This window comes from Actinomadura meyerae, from assembly GCF_900188445.1.
GTDB lineage: Bacteria > Actinomycetota > Actinomycetes > Streptosporangiales > Streptosporangiaceae > Spirillospora > Spirillospora meyerae.
In genome coordinates, this window is sequence record NZ_FZOR01000048.1 from 24429 (window position 1) to 39955 (window position 15527).

General features: G+C 72.9%; 13 protein-coding genes and 1 pseudogene. 5 read left to right on the forward strand and 9 right to left on the reverse strand.

The window, feature by feature from the left end; all coding sequences use genetic code 11:
- Positions 1-21 precede the first annotated feature (21 nt).
- The 4 genes and pseudogenes from CHF16_RS33860 to CHF16_RS33875 all read right to left on the reverse strand — a co-directional run bounded on the left by CHF16_RS33860 (position 22) and on the right by CHF16_RS33875 (position 3684).
- A complete protein-coding gene (locus CHF16_RS33860) occupies positions 22-1614 on the reverse strand; it encodes a glycoside hydrolase family 13 protein (RefSeq protein ID WP_089330256.1) in 1593 nt (530 codons plus the stop codon).
- 38 nt (positions 1615-1652) lie between these two features.
- Positions 1653-2018: pseudogene (locus CHF16_RS33865) on the reverse strand (globin); the annotation flags it as partial.
- A gap of 61 nt (positions 2019-2079) precedes the next feature.
- A complete protein-coding gene (locus tag CHF16_RS33870) occupies positions 2080-3150 on the reverse strand; it encodes a mechanosensitive ion channel family protein (RefSeq protein ID WP_089330258.1) in 1071 nt (356 codons plus the stop codon).
- Between the two features lie 228 nt (positions 3151-3378).
- Complete coding sequence (locus tag CHF16_RS33875; protein ID WP_245869696.1) at positions 3379-3684, reverse strand: hypothetical protein; 306 nt, start codon at positions 3682-3684, stop codon at positions 3379-3381.
- Positions 3685-4070: 386 nt separating this feature from the next.
- On the opposite strand from CHF16_RS33875, the gene CHF16_RS33880 reads away from it, so the two are divergent.
- Both CHF16_RS33880 and CHF16_RS33885 read left to right on the forward strand, forming a co-directional pair.
- Complete coding sequence (locus tag CHF16_RS33880) at positions 4071-5705, forward strand: NsdA family TPR-like regulatory protein (RefSeq protein ID WP_245869697.1); 1635 nt, start codon at positions 4071-4073, stop codon at positions 5703-5705.
- Positions 5706-5712: 7 nt separating this feature from the next.
- Complete coding sequence (locus tag CHF16_RS33885) at positions 5713-6303, forward strand: GNAT family N-acetyltransferase (protein ID WP_089330259.1); 591 nt, start codon at positions 5713-5715, stop codon at positions 6301-6303.
- Positions 6304-6381: 78 nt separating this feature from the next.
- On the opposite strand, the gene CHF16_RS33890 is transcribed toward CHF16_RS33885, so the two are convergent.
- Together CHF16_RS33890 and CHF16_RS33895 are read right to left on the reverse strand one after the other, a co-directional pair.
- On the reverse strand, positions 6382-7152 hold the full coding sequence (locus CHF16_RS33890) for a class I SAM-dependent methyltransferase (RefSeq protein WP_089330260.1): 771 nt from the start codon (positions 7150-7152) through the stop codon (positions 6382-6384).
- Positions 7149-9248: a prolyl oligopeptidase family serine peptidase gene (locus tag CHF16_RS33895; protein ID WP_089330261.1), complete on the reverse strand. Its 2100-nt coding sequence runs from the start codon at positions 9246-9248 to the stop codon at positions 7149-7151. The genes CHF16_RS33890 and CHF16_RS33895 overlap by 4 nt, the downstream gene beginning before the upstream one ends.
- A gap of 327 nt (positions 9249-9575) precedes the next feature.
- Here CHF16_RS33895 and CHF16_RS33900 point away from each other — a divergent pair, with 327 nt between their 5' ends.
- Together CHF16_RS33900 and CHF16_RS33905 are read left to right on the forward strand one after the other, a co-directional pair.
- Complete coding sequence (locus CHF16_RS33900; RefSeq protein ID WP_089330262.1) at positions 9576-10085, forward strand: HNH endonuclease; 510 nt, start codon at positions 9576-9578, stop codon at positions 10083-10085.
- Positions 10086-10109: 24 nt separating this feature from the next.
- Positions 10110-10328: an FmdB family zinc ribbon protein gene (locus CHF16_RS33905; protein WP_089330263.1), complete on the forward strand. Its 219-nt coding sequence runs from the start codon at positions 10110-10112 to the stop codon at positions 10326-10328.
- On the opposite strand, the gene CHF16_RS33910 is transcribed toward CHF16_RS33905, so the two are convergent.
- The 3 genes from CHF16_RS33910 to CHF16_RS33920 form a co-directional block, all read right to left on the reverse strand.
- On the reverse strand, positions 10325-10702 hold the full coding sequence (locus CHF16_RS33910) for a DUF1330 domain-containing protein (protein WP_089330264.1): 378 nt from the start codon (positions 10700-10702) through the stop codon (positions 10325-10327). The two genes, CHF16_RS33905 and CHF16_RS33910, sit on opposite strands and share 4 nt — an antisense overlap.
- Positions 10703-10814: 112 nt before the next feature.
- The gene (gene ilvD, locus CHF16_RS33915) at positions 10815-12680 is read right to left on the reverse strand and encodes a dihydroxy-acid dehydratase (RefSeq protein WP_089330265.1); all 1866 of its coding nucleotides are present in this window, start codon (positions 12678-12680) and stop codon (positions 10815-10817) included.
- 323 nt (positions 12681-13003) lie between these two features.
- Complete coding sequence (locus CHF16_RS33920; RefSeq protein ID WP_089330266.1) at positions 13004-13858, reverse strand: nuclease-related domain-containing protein; 855 nt, start codon at positions 13856-13858, stop codon at positions 13004-13006.
- Positions 13859-14083: 225 nt separating this feature from the next.
- Between CHF16_RS33920 and CHF16_RS33925 the strand changes: the two genes are divergently transcribed.
- A complete protein-coding gene (locus CHF16_RS33925) occupies positions 14084-15508 on the forward strand; it encodes an amidase (RefSeq protein WP_179271831.1) in 1425 nt (474 codons plus the stop codon).
- Positions 15509-15527 lie beyond the last annotated feature (19 nt).

Sequence of the window (15527 nt, forward strand, 5' to 3'; positions counted from 1 at the left end):
TTCTCGTGTCCGGGGCGCTTCTCAGGGCGTCCGGAGCCAGGCGGCGGTGTTGCCGGGCAGCAGGTCGCCGTAGAGCGGGATGCTCGTCAGGAGCGGCGTGCCGGACGGCAGGCGCACCGGGTTGTCGCCGCAGTTGAGCGCGCACGTGAGCGGCCCGCGCCGGAAGTACAGCGTGCCGCCGGGGGAGTCGAGCCACTCCAGGTCCTCCGGCAGGTCGTCCGCCAGGCGGCGGCGCAGCGCCAGCGCCTCCCGGTACCACGACAGCATGGAGGACGGGTCCGACGCCTGTGCCTCCACCGTCATCGGCGCCCACTCCGGCGGCATCGGCAGCCACGGCCGGACGCCGCCGGGGGAGAACCCGAACGGCTCGGCCTCCCCCGACCAGGGCAGCGGGACCCGGCAGCCGTCCCGTCCGGCGAGTTCCCCGCCCGTGCGCTCGAAGATCGGGTCCTGCCGGGCCTCGTCGGGCAGGTCCGTCACCTCCGGGAGCCCCAGTTCCTCGCCTTGGTAGAGGTAGGCCGACCCCGGTAGCGACAGGAGCAGCAGCAGCGCCGCCTTGGCCCGCGCGCGCTCGGTGCCGGGGATGCCCGCCGGGTGCTCGTACCGCGTCAGGTGGCGGATCGAGTCATGGCTGGACAGCACCCACGTGGGAGCGGCACCGGTGGGCGCGACGGCCTTCATGGCGGCGTCGATCACGTCGCGGAAGGCGGACGCCGACCACGGAGCCAGTTGCAGGTCGAACTGGAACACCTGGTGCAGTTCGTCTGGACGCAGATAGAGCGCGAGGTCTTCGGGGCCGTCCGTCCACACCTCGCCTATGGCCATGCGGTCGCCGTCGTACCCGTCCAGGATCTGCCGCCACCTGCGGTACACCTCGTGCACCTCGGGACGGCTGTAGATCGGGCCGTTGGAGACGCGGCGGTCCCGTCCGGCGAGGTCGCAGAAGGACTCGTCCTTGAACAGGCCCGCGGCGACGTCGATGCGGAAGCCGTCCACACCGCGGTCGAGCCAGAAGCGCAGGATGTCCTCGAACTCGCGATGCACTTCCGGGTTGCGCCAGTTGAAGTCCGGCTGCTCGCGGGCGTACAGGTGCAGGTACCACTCGCCGCCGCCGGCCCCGTCGGCCCCGTCGTCCACCCGGGTCCAGGCCGGGCCGCCGAACGCGGACGGCCAGTCGTTGGGCGGCTCCTCCTCGCCGGGACGCTCCCCGGGCCGTCCGGGACGGAAGATGTAGCGCGCGCGCTCGGGCGACCCCGGCGGCGCGGCGAGCGCCTCCTGGAACCAGGGGTGCCGGTCGGACGAGTGGTTCGGGACGATGTCGACGATCAGCCGCAGCCCGTGCGCGTGCACGTCCGCGACCAGCGCGTCGAAGTCGTCCAGCGTGCCGAACCGGGGATCGACGTCGCGGTAGTCGGCCACGTCGTACCCGCCGTCCGCCAGCGGCGAGCGGTAGAACGGGGTGAGCCACAGCGCGTCCACACCGAGGTCGCGCAGGTGGCCGAGCCGGGACCGGATCCCCTGGAGGTCGCCTTCACCGTCGCCGTCGGCGTCGGCGAAGCTGCGGACGTAGATCTCGTACACGACGGCGTTGCGCCACCACGGGATTCGCGTCATACACCGCGATCTACCCGATTACCACCGGCCGGTCACGTGGGCGCGTTCACCAGGCTCCGCGCCGCCATCGTGAAGTAGTCCCAGAGCTGCTTCTCCAGCGGCTCGGGAAGGCCGAGCTCCTCCACCGCGACCCGCATGTGCTTCAGCCACCGGTCGCGCTGGGCCTCGTCGATGACGAACGGCACGTGCCGCATCCGCAGCCGCGGATGCCCCCGCCGCTGGCTGTAGGTGCCGGGACCGCCCCAGTACTGGATCAGGAACAGCCGCAGCCGCTCCTCGGCGGGGCCGAGATCCTCCTCCGGGTACATGGGCCGGAGGTCGGGGTCCTCGGCGACGCCCTGGTAGAAGCGGTGCACCAGCCGGTGGAAGGTCGCCTCACCGCCGACCGCCTCGTAGAAAGTCACCTGTTCAGCCATAGCGCCCCCCACCCTATGCGAGACGCGTCCCGGTCCTCACCTTGATCGCCTACGCCGGGGGAGCGGCCACCGTGACGCCCGCCTCGTCGAACGAGCGCTTGACCCGCTCGCGCAGCTCGCGGGCGACGTCGCCCTGCTTGCCGGGCGCGGTCTTCAGCACCACGCGGATCACGATCGCGTCCCCCGCGAGGGCCTGCACGCCCCATACCGAGGGCTGCTCCAGGACGAGGTCCTTCCAGGCGGTCTCGGCGGCCATCTCGTCGGCCGTGGCCTGCAGGATCTCCTTGACCTTCTCGGTGTCCTCGTGGATGTCGACCGGGATGTCGAGGACGGCCCGCCCCCAGTTCTGCGACTCGTTCCCGACCTTCTTGATCTCGCCGTTCGGGACGTACCAGACGACGCCGTCGACGTCCCGCATCCGGGTGACCCGCAGCGTCACGGCCTCGACCGTCCCCTTCGCGCCGCCCACGTCGATGTAGTCGCCGACGCCGTACTGGTCCTCCAGCAGCATGAACAGCCCGGCGAGCAGGTCCTTGACGATGTTCTGCGCGCCGAACCCGACCGCGACGCCGATGACGCTGGCGCTGGCCAGGACGGGCGCCAGGTTGAGGCCGAGCGAGCCGAGGATGCTGAACAGCGCCGTCCCCATGATCAGGACGGACGCGATCGAGCGCAGCACCGAGCCGAGCGTCTGCGCGCGCTGGGCGCGCCGCTTGTTCAGCAGGGCGGGGCTGCCCTCGAAGACCGTCCGGGCCCGCTCGCGGGCCCGCTCCGACATCGTCCCCTCGGCCATCCGCAGCGTCACCTTGGTGATCATGCGGTGCGCGATGTTCTTCACGATCAGCGCGACCACGAAGGTGACGATGATCAGCAGCAGCGTGGTGAGCGGCTTGTCCAGCCAGGTCGCGAAGAACCTGGTGAAGTCGGTGTTGTGCGAGACGTTCCAGACCAGCCGGCACGCGTTCGTCGGATCGGGGTCGCCGCAGGCCTGCTCCGGGGACCCCTTGTCGGCCCAGGGGAGCAGCGGCTCCCCGCCGGGCGCCGCCGCGGAGGCGGCCGGCGGTACGGCGAGCAGGCCGGCGAGCGGCGGCACGGCGATGGACGACACGGCGAATGACATGGTGCAGACCCTCCCCGGCCAATTGTGGTGCCTCGGCACCTCACTGTGGACCCGCGGCGGGCACGAGCCGATCGTAGGGGACGTTTCGGACCGGTTCGTACGCCGCCGGACGGGGCCCGACCGGCCGGAACCGGGCGGGCGCGGCCGGGGAGGGGCTGTCGGGCGAACGTGTCCCGCGGCCGCGGCTGCCGCGCCGTTCCGGCCGCGGACCGCGGGACACGCCCGGTCTCAGGGGCGGGAGCCGACCTCCCGCGAGAGCGGCTGCAGGACGTGCGCCAGCTTCATCGCGGCGCCGCCGACGTCGTCCACCCGGTGCATGCGCTCGCCCCACGACCACCAGAAGTAGTGGTCCTTGCCCTCGGGGGCGGGCGCGCAGGTCACGTCCTCGGCGAGGCTCGCGGCCTCCGGGTTCACCACCCGCAGGAAGGCCGGCCCCGAGCGGGTGCGGACGACACGGGCGACGAGGCCCTGCGTGTCGAGTTCCTGCTCCAGTTCCTCGAGGTAGCCGACGCGTCTGTCGCTGACCACCTTCACACCCCCTCCATGGGCGAGCGCCGGGCGCTGACCGGACCGGGGCGGATGATCGACTCTCTGGATCCGTCCGGTCACTCGCGGCGAGAATTGCAACTCTCACACTGGCGGGTCAAGGGGGCGGGCGTCCGGCGAAGTACCGGATTACCCCACCTCAGGGGAAGGGTGGCCGCCTGCGGAGGAAGATTCTCTACCCACGGGGGGTGAGGCATCCTCCGCGCGCTGCTTCTTCTGTGAAACCGCTTGGCGACCCATGTGACGAGGGTTACGCTGCGTGCGCGAAAGATTATCTGTCGTGGCCATCATCTAGTGACCGGTCGCCGTGGCAGGGACGATCGCCCTCCCCCCGGGGGAGTCGTCCCGGCCCGACGGTGAGGAGGCCGGAGTCGATGTCGGATCCCCCCCGGAAAGAGACGGAGGTCGCCCGCCGGATCCGCGCGCACGCCCTGGCCCGAGGCCAGGGCCCGGTCCAGATCGCGCAGGAGATCCACGAGCAGTGCGGGCCGCTGTTCGGCACCAGCCGGATCAAGGCGCACCGCCTTGCCCACGGTGTCGCGCTGTCCGACATCGTGGCGCAGGTCAGAGCGCTGTACGAGATCGACGGCAAGCCGCCGCCCCGGCTCGGGGAGACGCTGCTGTCGGCCTACGAGAGCGGGTACAAGCGGCCCGGTCCCGAGTACCTGCACTACCTGTGCGCCGTCTACCGGGTGGAGCCCGACGCGCTCGACTACCAGAGCCCCTGCATCTGCGGCCGCGGCCACGCGGCCCGCACGGGGCCGCCGAGCGTCCCCCCGCCGCGCGTCCCGGAGCGGCGCGCGGCATCCGACCCCGACACGCTCATCGGGGCGATCGTCTCCAGGGGCGAGGAGCGCCCCTGGATCACCGTCAACGACGTACGGGGCCTCGACCGCGCCGAAGGCCCCCAGACCATTGATGTGGGAGAGGAGGACATCGTGCTTCGTAGGACCCTTCTGCAGTTGCTGGCCGGAGCGGGCGTGGCGCTCGACGGTCAGTTCCTTGGGGCCGTCGACAACCTGCGCCGCAAGATGGACGACACGCTGGTCGGCACGACCGTCTCGCCGACGATGCTCGACCAGTGGGAGGAGACGACCTACGGCTACGGCCGTCAGTACCAGGCGACCCCCTCGCTGCGGATGCTCTGCGACGTCCTGCTGGACTTCAGCGAGGTGCGGCGCATGTGCGACAAGCGGCAGCCGGTGGAGCTGCAGGAGCGGCTCTGCCGGATCGCGGCGCAGCTGTCCGGGCTGTCCGGGCTGATCATGATCAATCTGGGCGACCACCGGCTGTCCCGCTCGTTCTTCCGCACCGCGCGCACCGCCGCCGACGAGACCGGCGACCGGCAGCTGCGCGCCTGGGTGACCGTCCGCGAGTCGCTCGTGCCGATGTACTACGGCGATCCGCGCGAGGCGCTGCACCTGGCCCGCAAGGCCCAGGACCTCGCCGGCCGGACGCCCGGCGTCGCCGCCGCCATGGCCCCCGCCGTGGAGGCCCGCGCCCTCGGCATGCTCGCGCTGCGCGGGCGCGGCGACGCCGCGCCGAGCGCCCGGCGCGCCCTGGTCCGCGGGCGCTCGGTGTTCGACCAGCTGTCCAAGACCGACACCGGCGACCTGGTGTTCGGCTTCACCGACCGGCAGATGGCCTTCTACGAGGGCGACACTTTCACCAACCTCGGCGACCACAAGCACGGCGACGAGGTGCTGAGCCACGCCCTGACCCTCTACTCGCCCACCGACCGCGTCGACCTGACCCTGGTGCGCCTCGACCGCGCGATGTGCAAGCTCCACGCCGGCCATCCCGACGCCGCGCTCACGGCCGGGCGGGAGGCCATCCTCGCCCTGCCCCCCGACCACCGCAGCGACATCCTGGTGCACCGCGCCCGCCAGATCGGCGCGGCCGTGTCGGCCAAGCACGGCGAGATAGCCGAGCTGAAGGACTTCTACGAGGCCCTCTCCGGCCCCTCGATCAAGAGTCCCGTCACCGTGCCGCCGGCCGAGCAGGCCTGAGCCGCGCATGGACAGCACCTTCTCGCAGGGCCACCTCGTCCGGCTGGCGGACGAACCGCCCCGCTGGCGGTTCGGCGACCTGCGCATCCGCCGCTACCACGCGGCCGACCACGGCACCGTGCTGGCCCTGCACCGCGAGGGCCTCGCCCAGGTCGGCCTGCGGCCCGGCGACGGCGTCTACTACGACCACGACTTCTTCCGGATGGAGGACATCTACCTCCGCAACGACGGCGAGTTCCTCGTCGGCGAGCTCGGCGGCCGGATCGTCGCGATGGGCGGCCTGCGCCGCGCCGACCTCATCCCCGGCGGCCACGCCCGCGCGTTCGGCGGCTACGCCCCCGGCGCCCGCGACCTGGACGCCGTCGAGATGGTGCGCCTGCGCGTCCGGCCGGCCGTCCAGCGCCGCGGGTACGGCGCCGCGGTCGTCCGGGCCCTGGAGGAACGCGCCGCCGAGTACGGCTACCGCGTCCTGCGCGCCGACACGACCGAGCTCCAGGCCCCCGCGCTGGCCCTGTACCGCAAGTCGGGCTGGCGCGAGACCCGCCGCGAGACGATCGGCGGCATCGTCAACGTCTACCTCGAGAAACTCCTCCGCTGACGCCGTGCCGCGCCCGCGCGCCCGAAGGCGCCGGGCGCGGGATCGGTTACCGGCCCGGGTCGGGCCGCCGGGCGCGGGTCAGGGGCGCCGGGCGCCGAGCATCTGCATCAGCGGGTAGCGGTGCCGGCGGATGCCGGTGAAGCCGCGGGCGGTGAGCGCGCGGGTCATCTCGCGGTCGCCGAAGACCGTGAAGCCGGTGGTGCGGCGGATCAGTGCGCCCGCGATGCGGGCGCTCGGAAGCGGGACGGGACGGCGGGAGGTGAGGATGACCAGCCGGCCGCCGGGCTTGAGCACGCGGGCCATCCCGTCCAGCGCCCGCCACGGGTCGTCGAACAGGTAGAGGGCCCCGAAGCAGCAGACGGCGTCGAACACGCCGTCGCGGAACGGGAGGTCGACGGCGTCGCCGCGCACGTACGCGATGCGCGGGTCGTCGAGGTGCGGTTCGGGGGTGTCGCGTACGGCGCGCGCCAGCATGGTCTCCGACGCGTCCAGGCCGATGACCATGCCGCCTTCCGCGACGCCCGCGGCGAGGGCCCGGGTCACGTTGCCGGGGCCGCACGCCACGTCCAGGACGGTCGCGGGCGTGCGGCCGCTGAGCCCGAGCCACTCGCGGGCCTGCGCGTGCTCGGTGGCGGTGTCGGGGCCGAGCGGCCAGCCCTTGGCGAGGTTGAAGCCGATCGGCCGCCACACCTTCTCGTAGATCCGCGGCAGGAACGCCGACTCCATCGCGGACTGGGCCAGTGACGGCTTCGCCGGCGGGCCGAGCAGGTCCAGGTAGCCGGCCGAGGTGTCGGGCTCGGCGGGCGGCTCGCGGAGCAGGTCGAGGACCGGGCGGGTCTGCACCGTCATCCCGCTATTAGACCACGCGTCAAATCGTCGAAGGACAGCCCGGTCTGCGCGGCCAGGAACGACAGCGTGTCGGTCATCAGGTCGGCCGAGCGGCTCACCGAGCGGGCGGAGTGCCCCACCTCGGCCTCGTCGCGCAGCAGGACCGGCGCGTCCGACGCGGTGGCGTACTGGAGCGCCGCGCACAGCTTGCGGGCGTGCAGCGGGTCCACGCGAGTGTCGCTGCCGAACGTCGTGAACAGGACGGCCGGGTACGCGGTGCCCGGATGGACGTGGTGGTACGGGGAGTAGCCGATCAGCCAGCCGAACTCCTCGGGGTCGTCCGCCGTCCCGTACTCGTCGTTCCAGGTCTGGCCGAGGCCGAACCGCTCGTAGCGCACCATGTCGAGCAGCGGCGCCGAGCACACCACCGCCCGGTACAGCTCGGGGCGCTGGGTGAGGGCCGCCCCGACGAGCAGGCCGCCGTTGGAGCCGCCCGAGATCGCCAGCCGGTCGGGGGTGGTCAGCCCGTCCGCGATCAGCTTCTCGGCGGCGGCGTGGAAGTCGTCGAACACGTTCTGCTTGCGCTCCCGCATGCCCGCGCGGTGCCACTCCTCGCCCTCCTCGGACCCGCCGCGCAGGTTGGCGACCGCGTAGACGCCGCCCGCCTCCACCCAGGCCAGGATGCTCGCCGAGTAGGACGGGGTGAGGGAGATGTTGAAGCCGCCGTACCCGTAGAGGATCGCCGGGCGCGGGCCGGAGAGGCCGGGGCGGGACGCGACCAGCATCCGCACCTCGGTGCCGTCCCGCGAGGTGTAGGTCACCTGGCGCGTCTCGATCTCGGGGACCTCGACCGCTCCCGGCGCGGACGCCCAGAGCGTGGTCTCGCCGGTGCGGGCGTCGTAGCGCATGACCGAGGACGGGGTGGTGTTGTCGGTGTAGCCGAACCACGCCTCGTGCCCGCCCTCGGGCCGCTCGATGAGCCCGCCGATCGAGCCGAGGCCCGGCGTCGGGACGGCGCCGATCCGCTCGCCGGTCGCCAGGTCGTGCACGGTGATCTCGCTGATCGCGTGCCGCGTCCATCCGGCCAGCAGGACGGGCTGGTCCAGGTCGTCGAGGATCGCGAAGTCGGTGAGGACGGCCTCCGGGTCCTCCGGGAGGAGGTCGCGCCAGTTCTCGTAGGACGGGTCGGACGGGTCGGCGACGCAGAGCCGGGAGCGGGGCGCGTCCCGGTCGGTGAAGATGTACGCGCGGCCGTCGCGCCCGACGTGCAGGCCGGTGCCGGCGTCGACGCCCTCCTGCACGGGGCGCAGCGCCGGGGCCTCGGGCGGCGACGCCGACAGGTCGGCGATCCACAGGTCGTTGCGCGGCGCCGTGCCCTGCGACGACGAGACCGTCAGCCAGCGCCCGTCCCGGCTGACGCCGGCCCCGTAGTAGTTGGTCTTGTCCAGGCCCTCGCCGAAGATCAGCACGTCGTCGGCGTCGGGGTCGGTGCCGACCCGGTGGAAGTACAGGCGCCGGTGGTACTGCTCCTCGCCGTCCGGGACCTCGTGCGGGGGCAGCCGGCGCGCGTAGTAGTACGCCTCGCCGCCCGGCAGCCACGCGACGCCGGAGTACCGCGCCCGCTCGATCGGCCCCTCGACCCGCTCGCCGGTCGCGACGTCGATGACGTACAGCAGGGACTCCTCGTCGCCGCCGGTGGAGACCTTGTAGGCGAGGCGGCGGCCCTCCTTGTCCGGCTGCCAGGCGTCGAGCGTCGTCGTGCCGTCCGGGTCGAGCGCCATCGGGTCGACGAGGACGCGCTCGGCGCCGTCCGGGCCGGCCGTGTAGAGGACGGGGTGCTCCTGGTCGGCGGCGCGGCGGGTGAAGAACCGCCGCTCGCCCCGCCACACCGGGGAGCCGACGCTGCCCGCGCCGAGCAGCTCGCCGAGGCGCGCGCGCAGCGCCTCCCGGCCCGGCAGCGCGTCCACGACCTTGTGGAACAGCCGGTCCTGCGCGGCGAGCCACTCCGCGGTCTCGGAGCTGCCGGCGTCTTCGAGCCACCGGTACGGGTCCTCGACACGGTGGCCGTGGATGTCCTCGACGATGTCCTGGCGCTTCGCGGGCGGGTACGGCGTCATGGATGCACTTTATTGGGCCTCCGGGGCTGCCCGTCCGGCCACTCCCCACTGGCCTGGACGCGGGTCCGCGTTCGTTCCGGCGCACGCTGGGGGATTATTGGGGTAGCGGACGGGCTCCCTCAGACGCCACACTGATGAAGGTCGGTTCGCCCCTGGGGAGGTTCTCATGGCGAGGGCGCAGGAACCGGAGACGATAATCGGGCCTCGGTCCGAGGCGCGGTCCGCCGCGCCCGCCGAGGCTCTTCACCCGGCGAATCCGCCGAACCCGCCGAATCCACTGATCTTGCTGAATCGGGCGTTTCCGCCGCACCCGGCGGAGGGCGTCTGATGCGACAGGTCCTGCTCCTGAACGCGACGTACGAACCACTCACCACGCTGCCGCTGCGGCGGGCCGTCTGCCTCGTGCTCCGGGAGAAGGCCGAGATCGTCCATCACGACACCACCGGCGCGGTGCTGCACTCGGCCACGATGGAGGTCGAGGTGCCGTCGGTGATCCGGCTGCGCCGCTACGTCCGCATCCCGTTCCGCACCCGCGTCCCGCTGACCCGGGCCGCGCTGATGCGGCGCGACAACTTCCGCTGCGTCTACTGCGGGCGCCGGGCCGAGACGATCGACCACGTCCATCCGCGCAGCCGCGGCGGCAAGCACGTCTGGGAGAACTGCGTCGCCTCCTGCATGACGTGCAACCACCGCAAGGCCGACCGGCTGCTGTCGGAGCTCGGCTGGACGCTGCCCGTCCCGCCCGCCGTGCCGCGCGGCGCGCACTGGCGGCTCATCGGCCTCGTCCAGGACGGCGACCCCCAGTGGGCCGCCTACGTCTCCGAACCGGCGGCCTGACCGGCGAGCACGTATCCTGGGGGCGTGCCTCGTTATGACTACCGCTGCCGCGCGTGCGGATCGACCTTCGAGGTCTCCCGCCCGATGATCAACGCGTCCGACCCGGCCCCGTGCCCGGACGGCCACGACGACACGGTCAAGCTGCTGTCCACGGTCGCCGTCACCGGCACCTCCCGGGGCCCGGCGGCCCCGCCGGCGCCCGCCGGCGGAGGGGGCTGCTGCGGCGGAGGCTGCTGCTCCTAACCGTTCCGGCCGGCGCCGTTCCGCACGGCCTCGTTCTGGGCGGCGCGCATGGCCCGCCCGGTCGCCGCGGCGTCGTAGCCCGGCGGAACGCCGTGCAGCAGGACGGCCGTGCCCGGGATGTTGTCGGTGCGCATGGGCAGGATCTCCCGGTAGGCGTCCGACTCGTACCAGGCGCGGGCCCGCTCCATGTCGGGGAACTCGATCAGGACGTAGCCGCCCTCGACCGGTCCCTCCATCACCTCGGGGTTCGTGCCGTGCACGAGGAAGCGGCCGCCGAACGGGTCCATGGTGTCCTGGATGCGCTCGATGTAGGTGAAGACGTCGTCGTGCAGCGGCGGCTGCGGGCGCAGGTGCGCGAGGGCGTAGGCGGTCATCACCGGCTCCTTCGGTCGTGGGTGCCGGGCTGGTCTCGCCCGGCACCCCTCACTCTGCCGGAGCCGGGGAACGGCGGCGATTACCCGCCGGGTAAAGCGCGCCCCGCCTCGCTCAGTGCTGCGGCAGCCGGTCGAGCTGCGACACGTCGCGGGCCGCGCCGGTCGAGGCGGACGTGGCCATCGCCGCGTAGGCGCGCAGCGCGGCGCTGACCGGGCGGTTCCGGTCGCGGGGGCGGTAGCCGCCGAGGTCGGCGAGCAGCTTCTCGCGGCGGATCTCCAGCTCGTCCTCCGGGACGTCCAGCTCCAGGACCCGGTTCGGGATGTCGATGACGACGCGGTCGCCGTCCTCGACGAGCGCGATGACGCCGCCGGCGGCCGCCTCCGGGGAGGCGTGCCCGATGGACAGCCCGGACGTCCCGCCGGAGAACCGGCCGTCGGTGATCAGCGCGCACGCCTTGCCGAGCCCGCGGCCCTTGAGGAAGCTCGTCGGGTACAGCATCTCCTGCATGCCGGGGCCGCCCTTCGGGCCCTCGTAGCGGATCACGACGACGTCACCGGGCGTGACCCGGCCGGCGAGGATGCCCTCGACGGCGTCGTCCTGCGACTCGAAGACGACGGCGGGGCCGGAGAAGGTCCACAGCTCCTCCTCGACGCCGGCGGTCTTCACGATCGCGCCGTCGGGGGCGATGTTGCCGCGCAGCACGGCGAGGCCGCCGTCGGCGGTGTAGGCGTGCTCGACGGAGCGGATGCAGCCGTTCTCGCGGTCGAGGTCGAGGGTCTCCCAGCGGGCGCTCTGCGAGAAGGCCGAGGTGCTGCGGACGCCGCCGGGCGCCGCGTGGTACATCTCGACGGCCTCGGGCAGCACGTCGGGGGAGCGGACGTCCCACTTGGCGACGAACTCCGCCAGGGACGCGGAGTGGATCGAGCCCGCGGACGCGTTCAGCAGCCCGGCCCGGTGCAGCTCGCCGAGCAGCGCGGGGATGCCGCCGGCGCGGTGGCAGTCCTCGACGTGGTACTTCGCGGTCGCCGGGGCCAGCTTGCAGATGCAGGGGACGCGCCGCGACACCGCGTCGATCTCGTCCAGGCCGAAGCCGGCGCGGGCCTCGGTCGCGGCGGCGAGCAGGTGCAGGATCGTGTTGGTCGAGCCGCCCATCGCGACGTCCAGCACCATCGCGTTCTCGAACGCCTCGGGGGTCGCGATGTTCAGCGGCAGGACGGACTCGTCGTCGCCGTCGTAGTACCGCTTGGCGATCTCGACGACGGTGCGGCCGGCGTCCTCGTAGAGGCGGCGGCGGGCGGTGTGGGTGGCGAGGACGGTGCCGTTGCCGGGCAGCGCCAGCCCGATCGCCTCGGTGAGGCAGTTCATCGAGTTCGCGGTGAACATGCCGGAGCAGGAGCCGCAGGTCGGGCAGGCGGACTCCTCCATCTCCAGGAGCTTGTCGTCGGCGACCGAGACGTCCGCGGAGGCGATCATCGGGTCGATCAGGTCGAGCTTGTTGCCGCCCATGACGCCCTCGACCGGCTTGCCGGCCTCCATCGGGCCGCCGGAGACGAACACGGTCGGGATGTTCAGCCGCAGCGCGGCCAGCAGCATGCCCGGGGTGATCTTGTCGCAGTTGGAGACGCAGATCAGGGCGTCGGCGCAGTGCGCGTTGACCATGTACTCGACGGCGTCGGCGATCAGTTCGCGGGACGGCAGCGAGTACAGCATGCCGCCGTGGCCCATCGCGATGCCGTCGTCCACGGCGATGGTGTTGAACTCGCGGGGCACGCCGCCGGCCTCGCGGACCGCGCCCGCGACGACCTTGCCGACCTCGTCCAGGTGGACGTGGCCCGGCACGAACTGGGTGAAGCTGTTGGCCACCGCGACGATCGGCTTGCCGAAGTCCTCGCGTTCCACGCCGCTGGCGCGCATGAGGGCGCGGGCGCCCGCCATGTTCCTGCCGTGCGTGACCGTGCGTGACCTGAGCGGTGGCATAGTGACCTCTCCAACTGTGGCGTGCGGGACGGCGGGCCGCGCGTGGTTCGGCGTGGCGTGGCGTATCGCCTTCTGAGAAGCATGGTCGCAGCGGCGGATCGCGGCGCTGCGGCCGGCTCAGCGGAGGTCGCGCGCGGGCCGGCCCGTGACCACCGATGCTACCAACCGGGAAGCGGGCATGAGAAAAGCCGGGACGCGGGCGTCCCGGCGGGCGCGGTGCCCGGCCGCGGCGCGGCATCCCGGCGGATCGGCCGGCGGGGGCCGGCGGGCTCGCCGTTGAGCCTGCGGGGCGGGCGGCCCGGGGAAGCAGGCCGCCCTCGGCCTCAGTCGGGGTACTTCGGCGGCAGGGACTGCTCCGCCGCCTGGAAGATGCGCTGCACGTCGCCGTCGGTGAGGATCTTCGGGCGGCGGCGCAGGTAGGCGCGGGCCCGGTTGCCGGCGTAGACGTCCACGTCGCGCACCCGCATGACCTTCCACGGGATGGACGGGCCGTAGATCGCCACGGAGGCCTGGACCGGGACCTCGAAGCCGACCCGCTCGCCGAGGATCTCGCTGGCCATCTGGGCCTCCCAGCGCGCCTCGTCGAGCCGGTCCTTCTTGTTGAAGGGGCCGTGGAAGAGCTTGAGGTGGGACATGGTGCGCACGGGGAGACGCTTGTCCCACTTCTCGGAGTCGATGGCGTAGACGCCGCTCGGCCCGATCACCAGGTGGTCGATCCGCCCGTCGCTGACGCCCTCGTCGTCGCGGGGGACGGCCCGCGCGTGCAGCACGAGGTACCCGTTGCGCTGCAGGGACCTCAGCTGCTTCTCGGTGCGCCGTTCGGCGGCGGAGGACTTCTGCCAGGCCGGGACGGAGGAGCTCTTGCGGGACGTCCGGACGACATCGCCGACCACCACCAGGACCGCGACGGCGACGCCCAGCCGCCAGCCGAACAGGACCATGACGGCGACGCCCGCGACGACGGCCGCGCCGGCCCGCCACGCCCAGCGGCGGACCCGGGGGTCGTCGAGCGGCGTCGCGGCGGCGCGCTCGCCCTCCTCCGGGCGCTCGGTCACCGGCGCCGGGTGACGGTGCTCGCGCGCTTCCTCCGACCGTGCCTCCACCGGCCGCGACTCCTCGGACTCGGCCCGGGGCTGGCCCCGGGCTCCCTGCGTGTTGCCCCGCTCCGTGATCGCCATGAGTGACGCTCCGTATTCCTTTCCCATCGGGGGCATGATCCTCCGTGCGCAGAGTAATCATCCGGCCGGTCGGCGACTAGTCATGCGGGGTTAATAGTTTTGTCGCCCCAGGGACAGTGAGTAACTTACGCGACGGACGGGTAGGCCGATACTCTTCTCCTTCCTCCGCCTTTACCTCCCTGCCCTCTTTGATGCCCGCGCACACGGCGTCTAGCGTTCCGATTTGTGACACAAACTCATGACTTGAGCGCCACCCAGATGGCCTCCGCCGTCCGCACGAGGGAAGTATCCCCGGTCGAGCTCGCCGACCACTATCTGGCCCGTATCGACCGGCTGAACGAGCAGGTGGGCGCCTATGTGACCGTCACCGCGGACCGCGCCCGCGAGGAGGCCCGCCGCGCCGAGAAGGCGGTGCTGGAGGCGGCCGACCCCGCGGATCTCCCCCCGCTGCACGGCGTCCCGGTCCCGATCAAGGACCTGAACATGGTGAACGGGGTGCGGATGACGGCCGGCTCGGCGGTGTACGCCGACCTGACCGGGTTCGCCGACGACCATGTGGTCACCAAGCTGGCGCAAGCGGGTTCCGTGCTGCTGGGCAAGACGACGACGCCGGAGTTCGGCCTGCCCTGCTATACGGAGGGTGACGTCGCGCCCCCGGCCCGCACCCCCTGGGACCTCACCCGCTCGGCGGGCGGGTCGTCGGGCGGCGCGGCGGCGGCGGTCGCCTCCGGGCTGGCGCCGATCGCGCAGGGCAGCGACGGGGGCGGGTCCATCCGGATCCCGAGCAGCGTCTGCGGCCTGTTCGGGATCAAGCCGACCCGCGGCCGGGTGTCGGGCGGGCCGATCGTCGCCGACCTGTTCGGGCTGGCGACCAACGGGCCCATCGCCCGGACCGTCCGCGACGCGGCCCTCATGCTGGACGTGCTGGCCGGTCACATGCCGGGCGACCTGTACCGGGCGCCGCAGGCGGACGGGCCGTTCCTCGCGCACGCCGACCGGGCGCCGGGCCGCCTGCGCATCGCGCGCAGCAAGCAGCCGCCGGTGCCGGGCGTCGAGGTCCACCCCGACTGCGTCGCCGCCTACGAGGAGGCTTCGGCGCTGCTGGAGGAGCTGGGCCACGAGATCGTGGACCTGCCGGAGGTGCTCGGCGCCGACCTGCTCCCGCACTTCGCGACGCTGTGGGGCGCGATGGCGACGATGACGCCCGTCCCGGAGGGCGGCGAGGAGAAGCTGCAACCGCTGACCCGCTGGCTGCGCGGGCTGGGGGAGGCCACCAGCGCGACGCGGCTGATGCAGTCGCTCGCCGCGCTGCAGGGCGCGCTGCGCGCCGCGTTCCCGATCACGGACGGGTTCGACGCCATCCTGCACCCGACGCTCGCGTCGCCGCCCGTCCCCGTCGGGTACTTCCACGGGGAGGAGCCCGAGGAGAACTTCCGGCGCCAGACCCACTTCACCCCGTTCGCGGCCGTCTACAACGTCTCGGGGCAGCCGGCGGTGAACGTCCCGCTGCACTGGAACGCCGACGGGCTGCCCATCGGCGTCATGCTGGCCGGGCGGCTCGGCGGCGAGGGCACGCTGATCTCGCTGTCCGCGCAGCTGGAGGAGGCGCGGCCCTGGATCGGCCGCAAGCCGGAGATCTGGACTGCGTGACCCCGCCCGCACCGGGCAT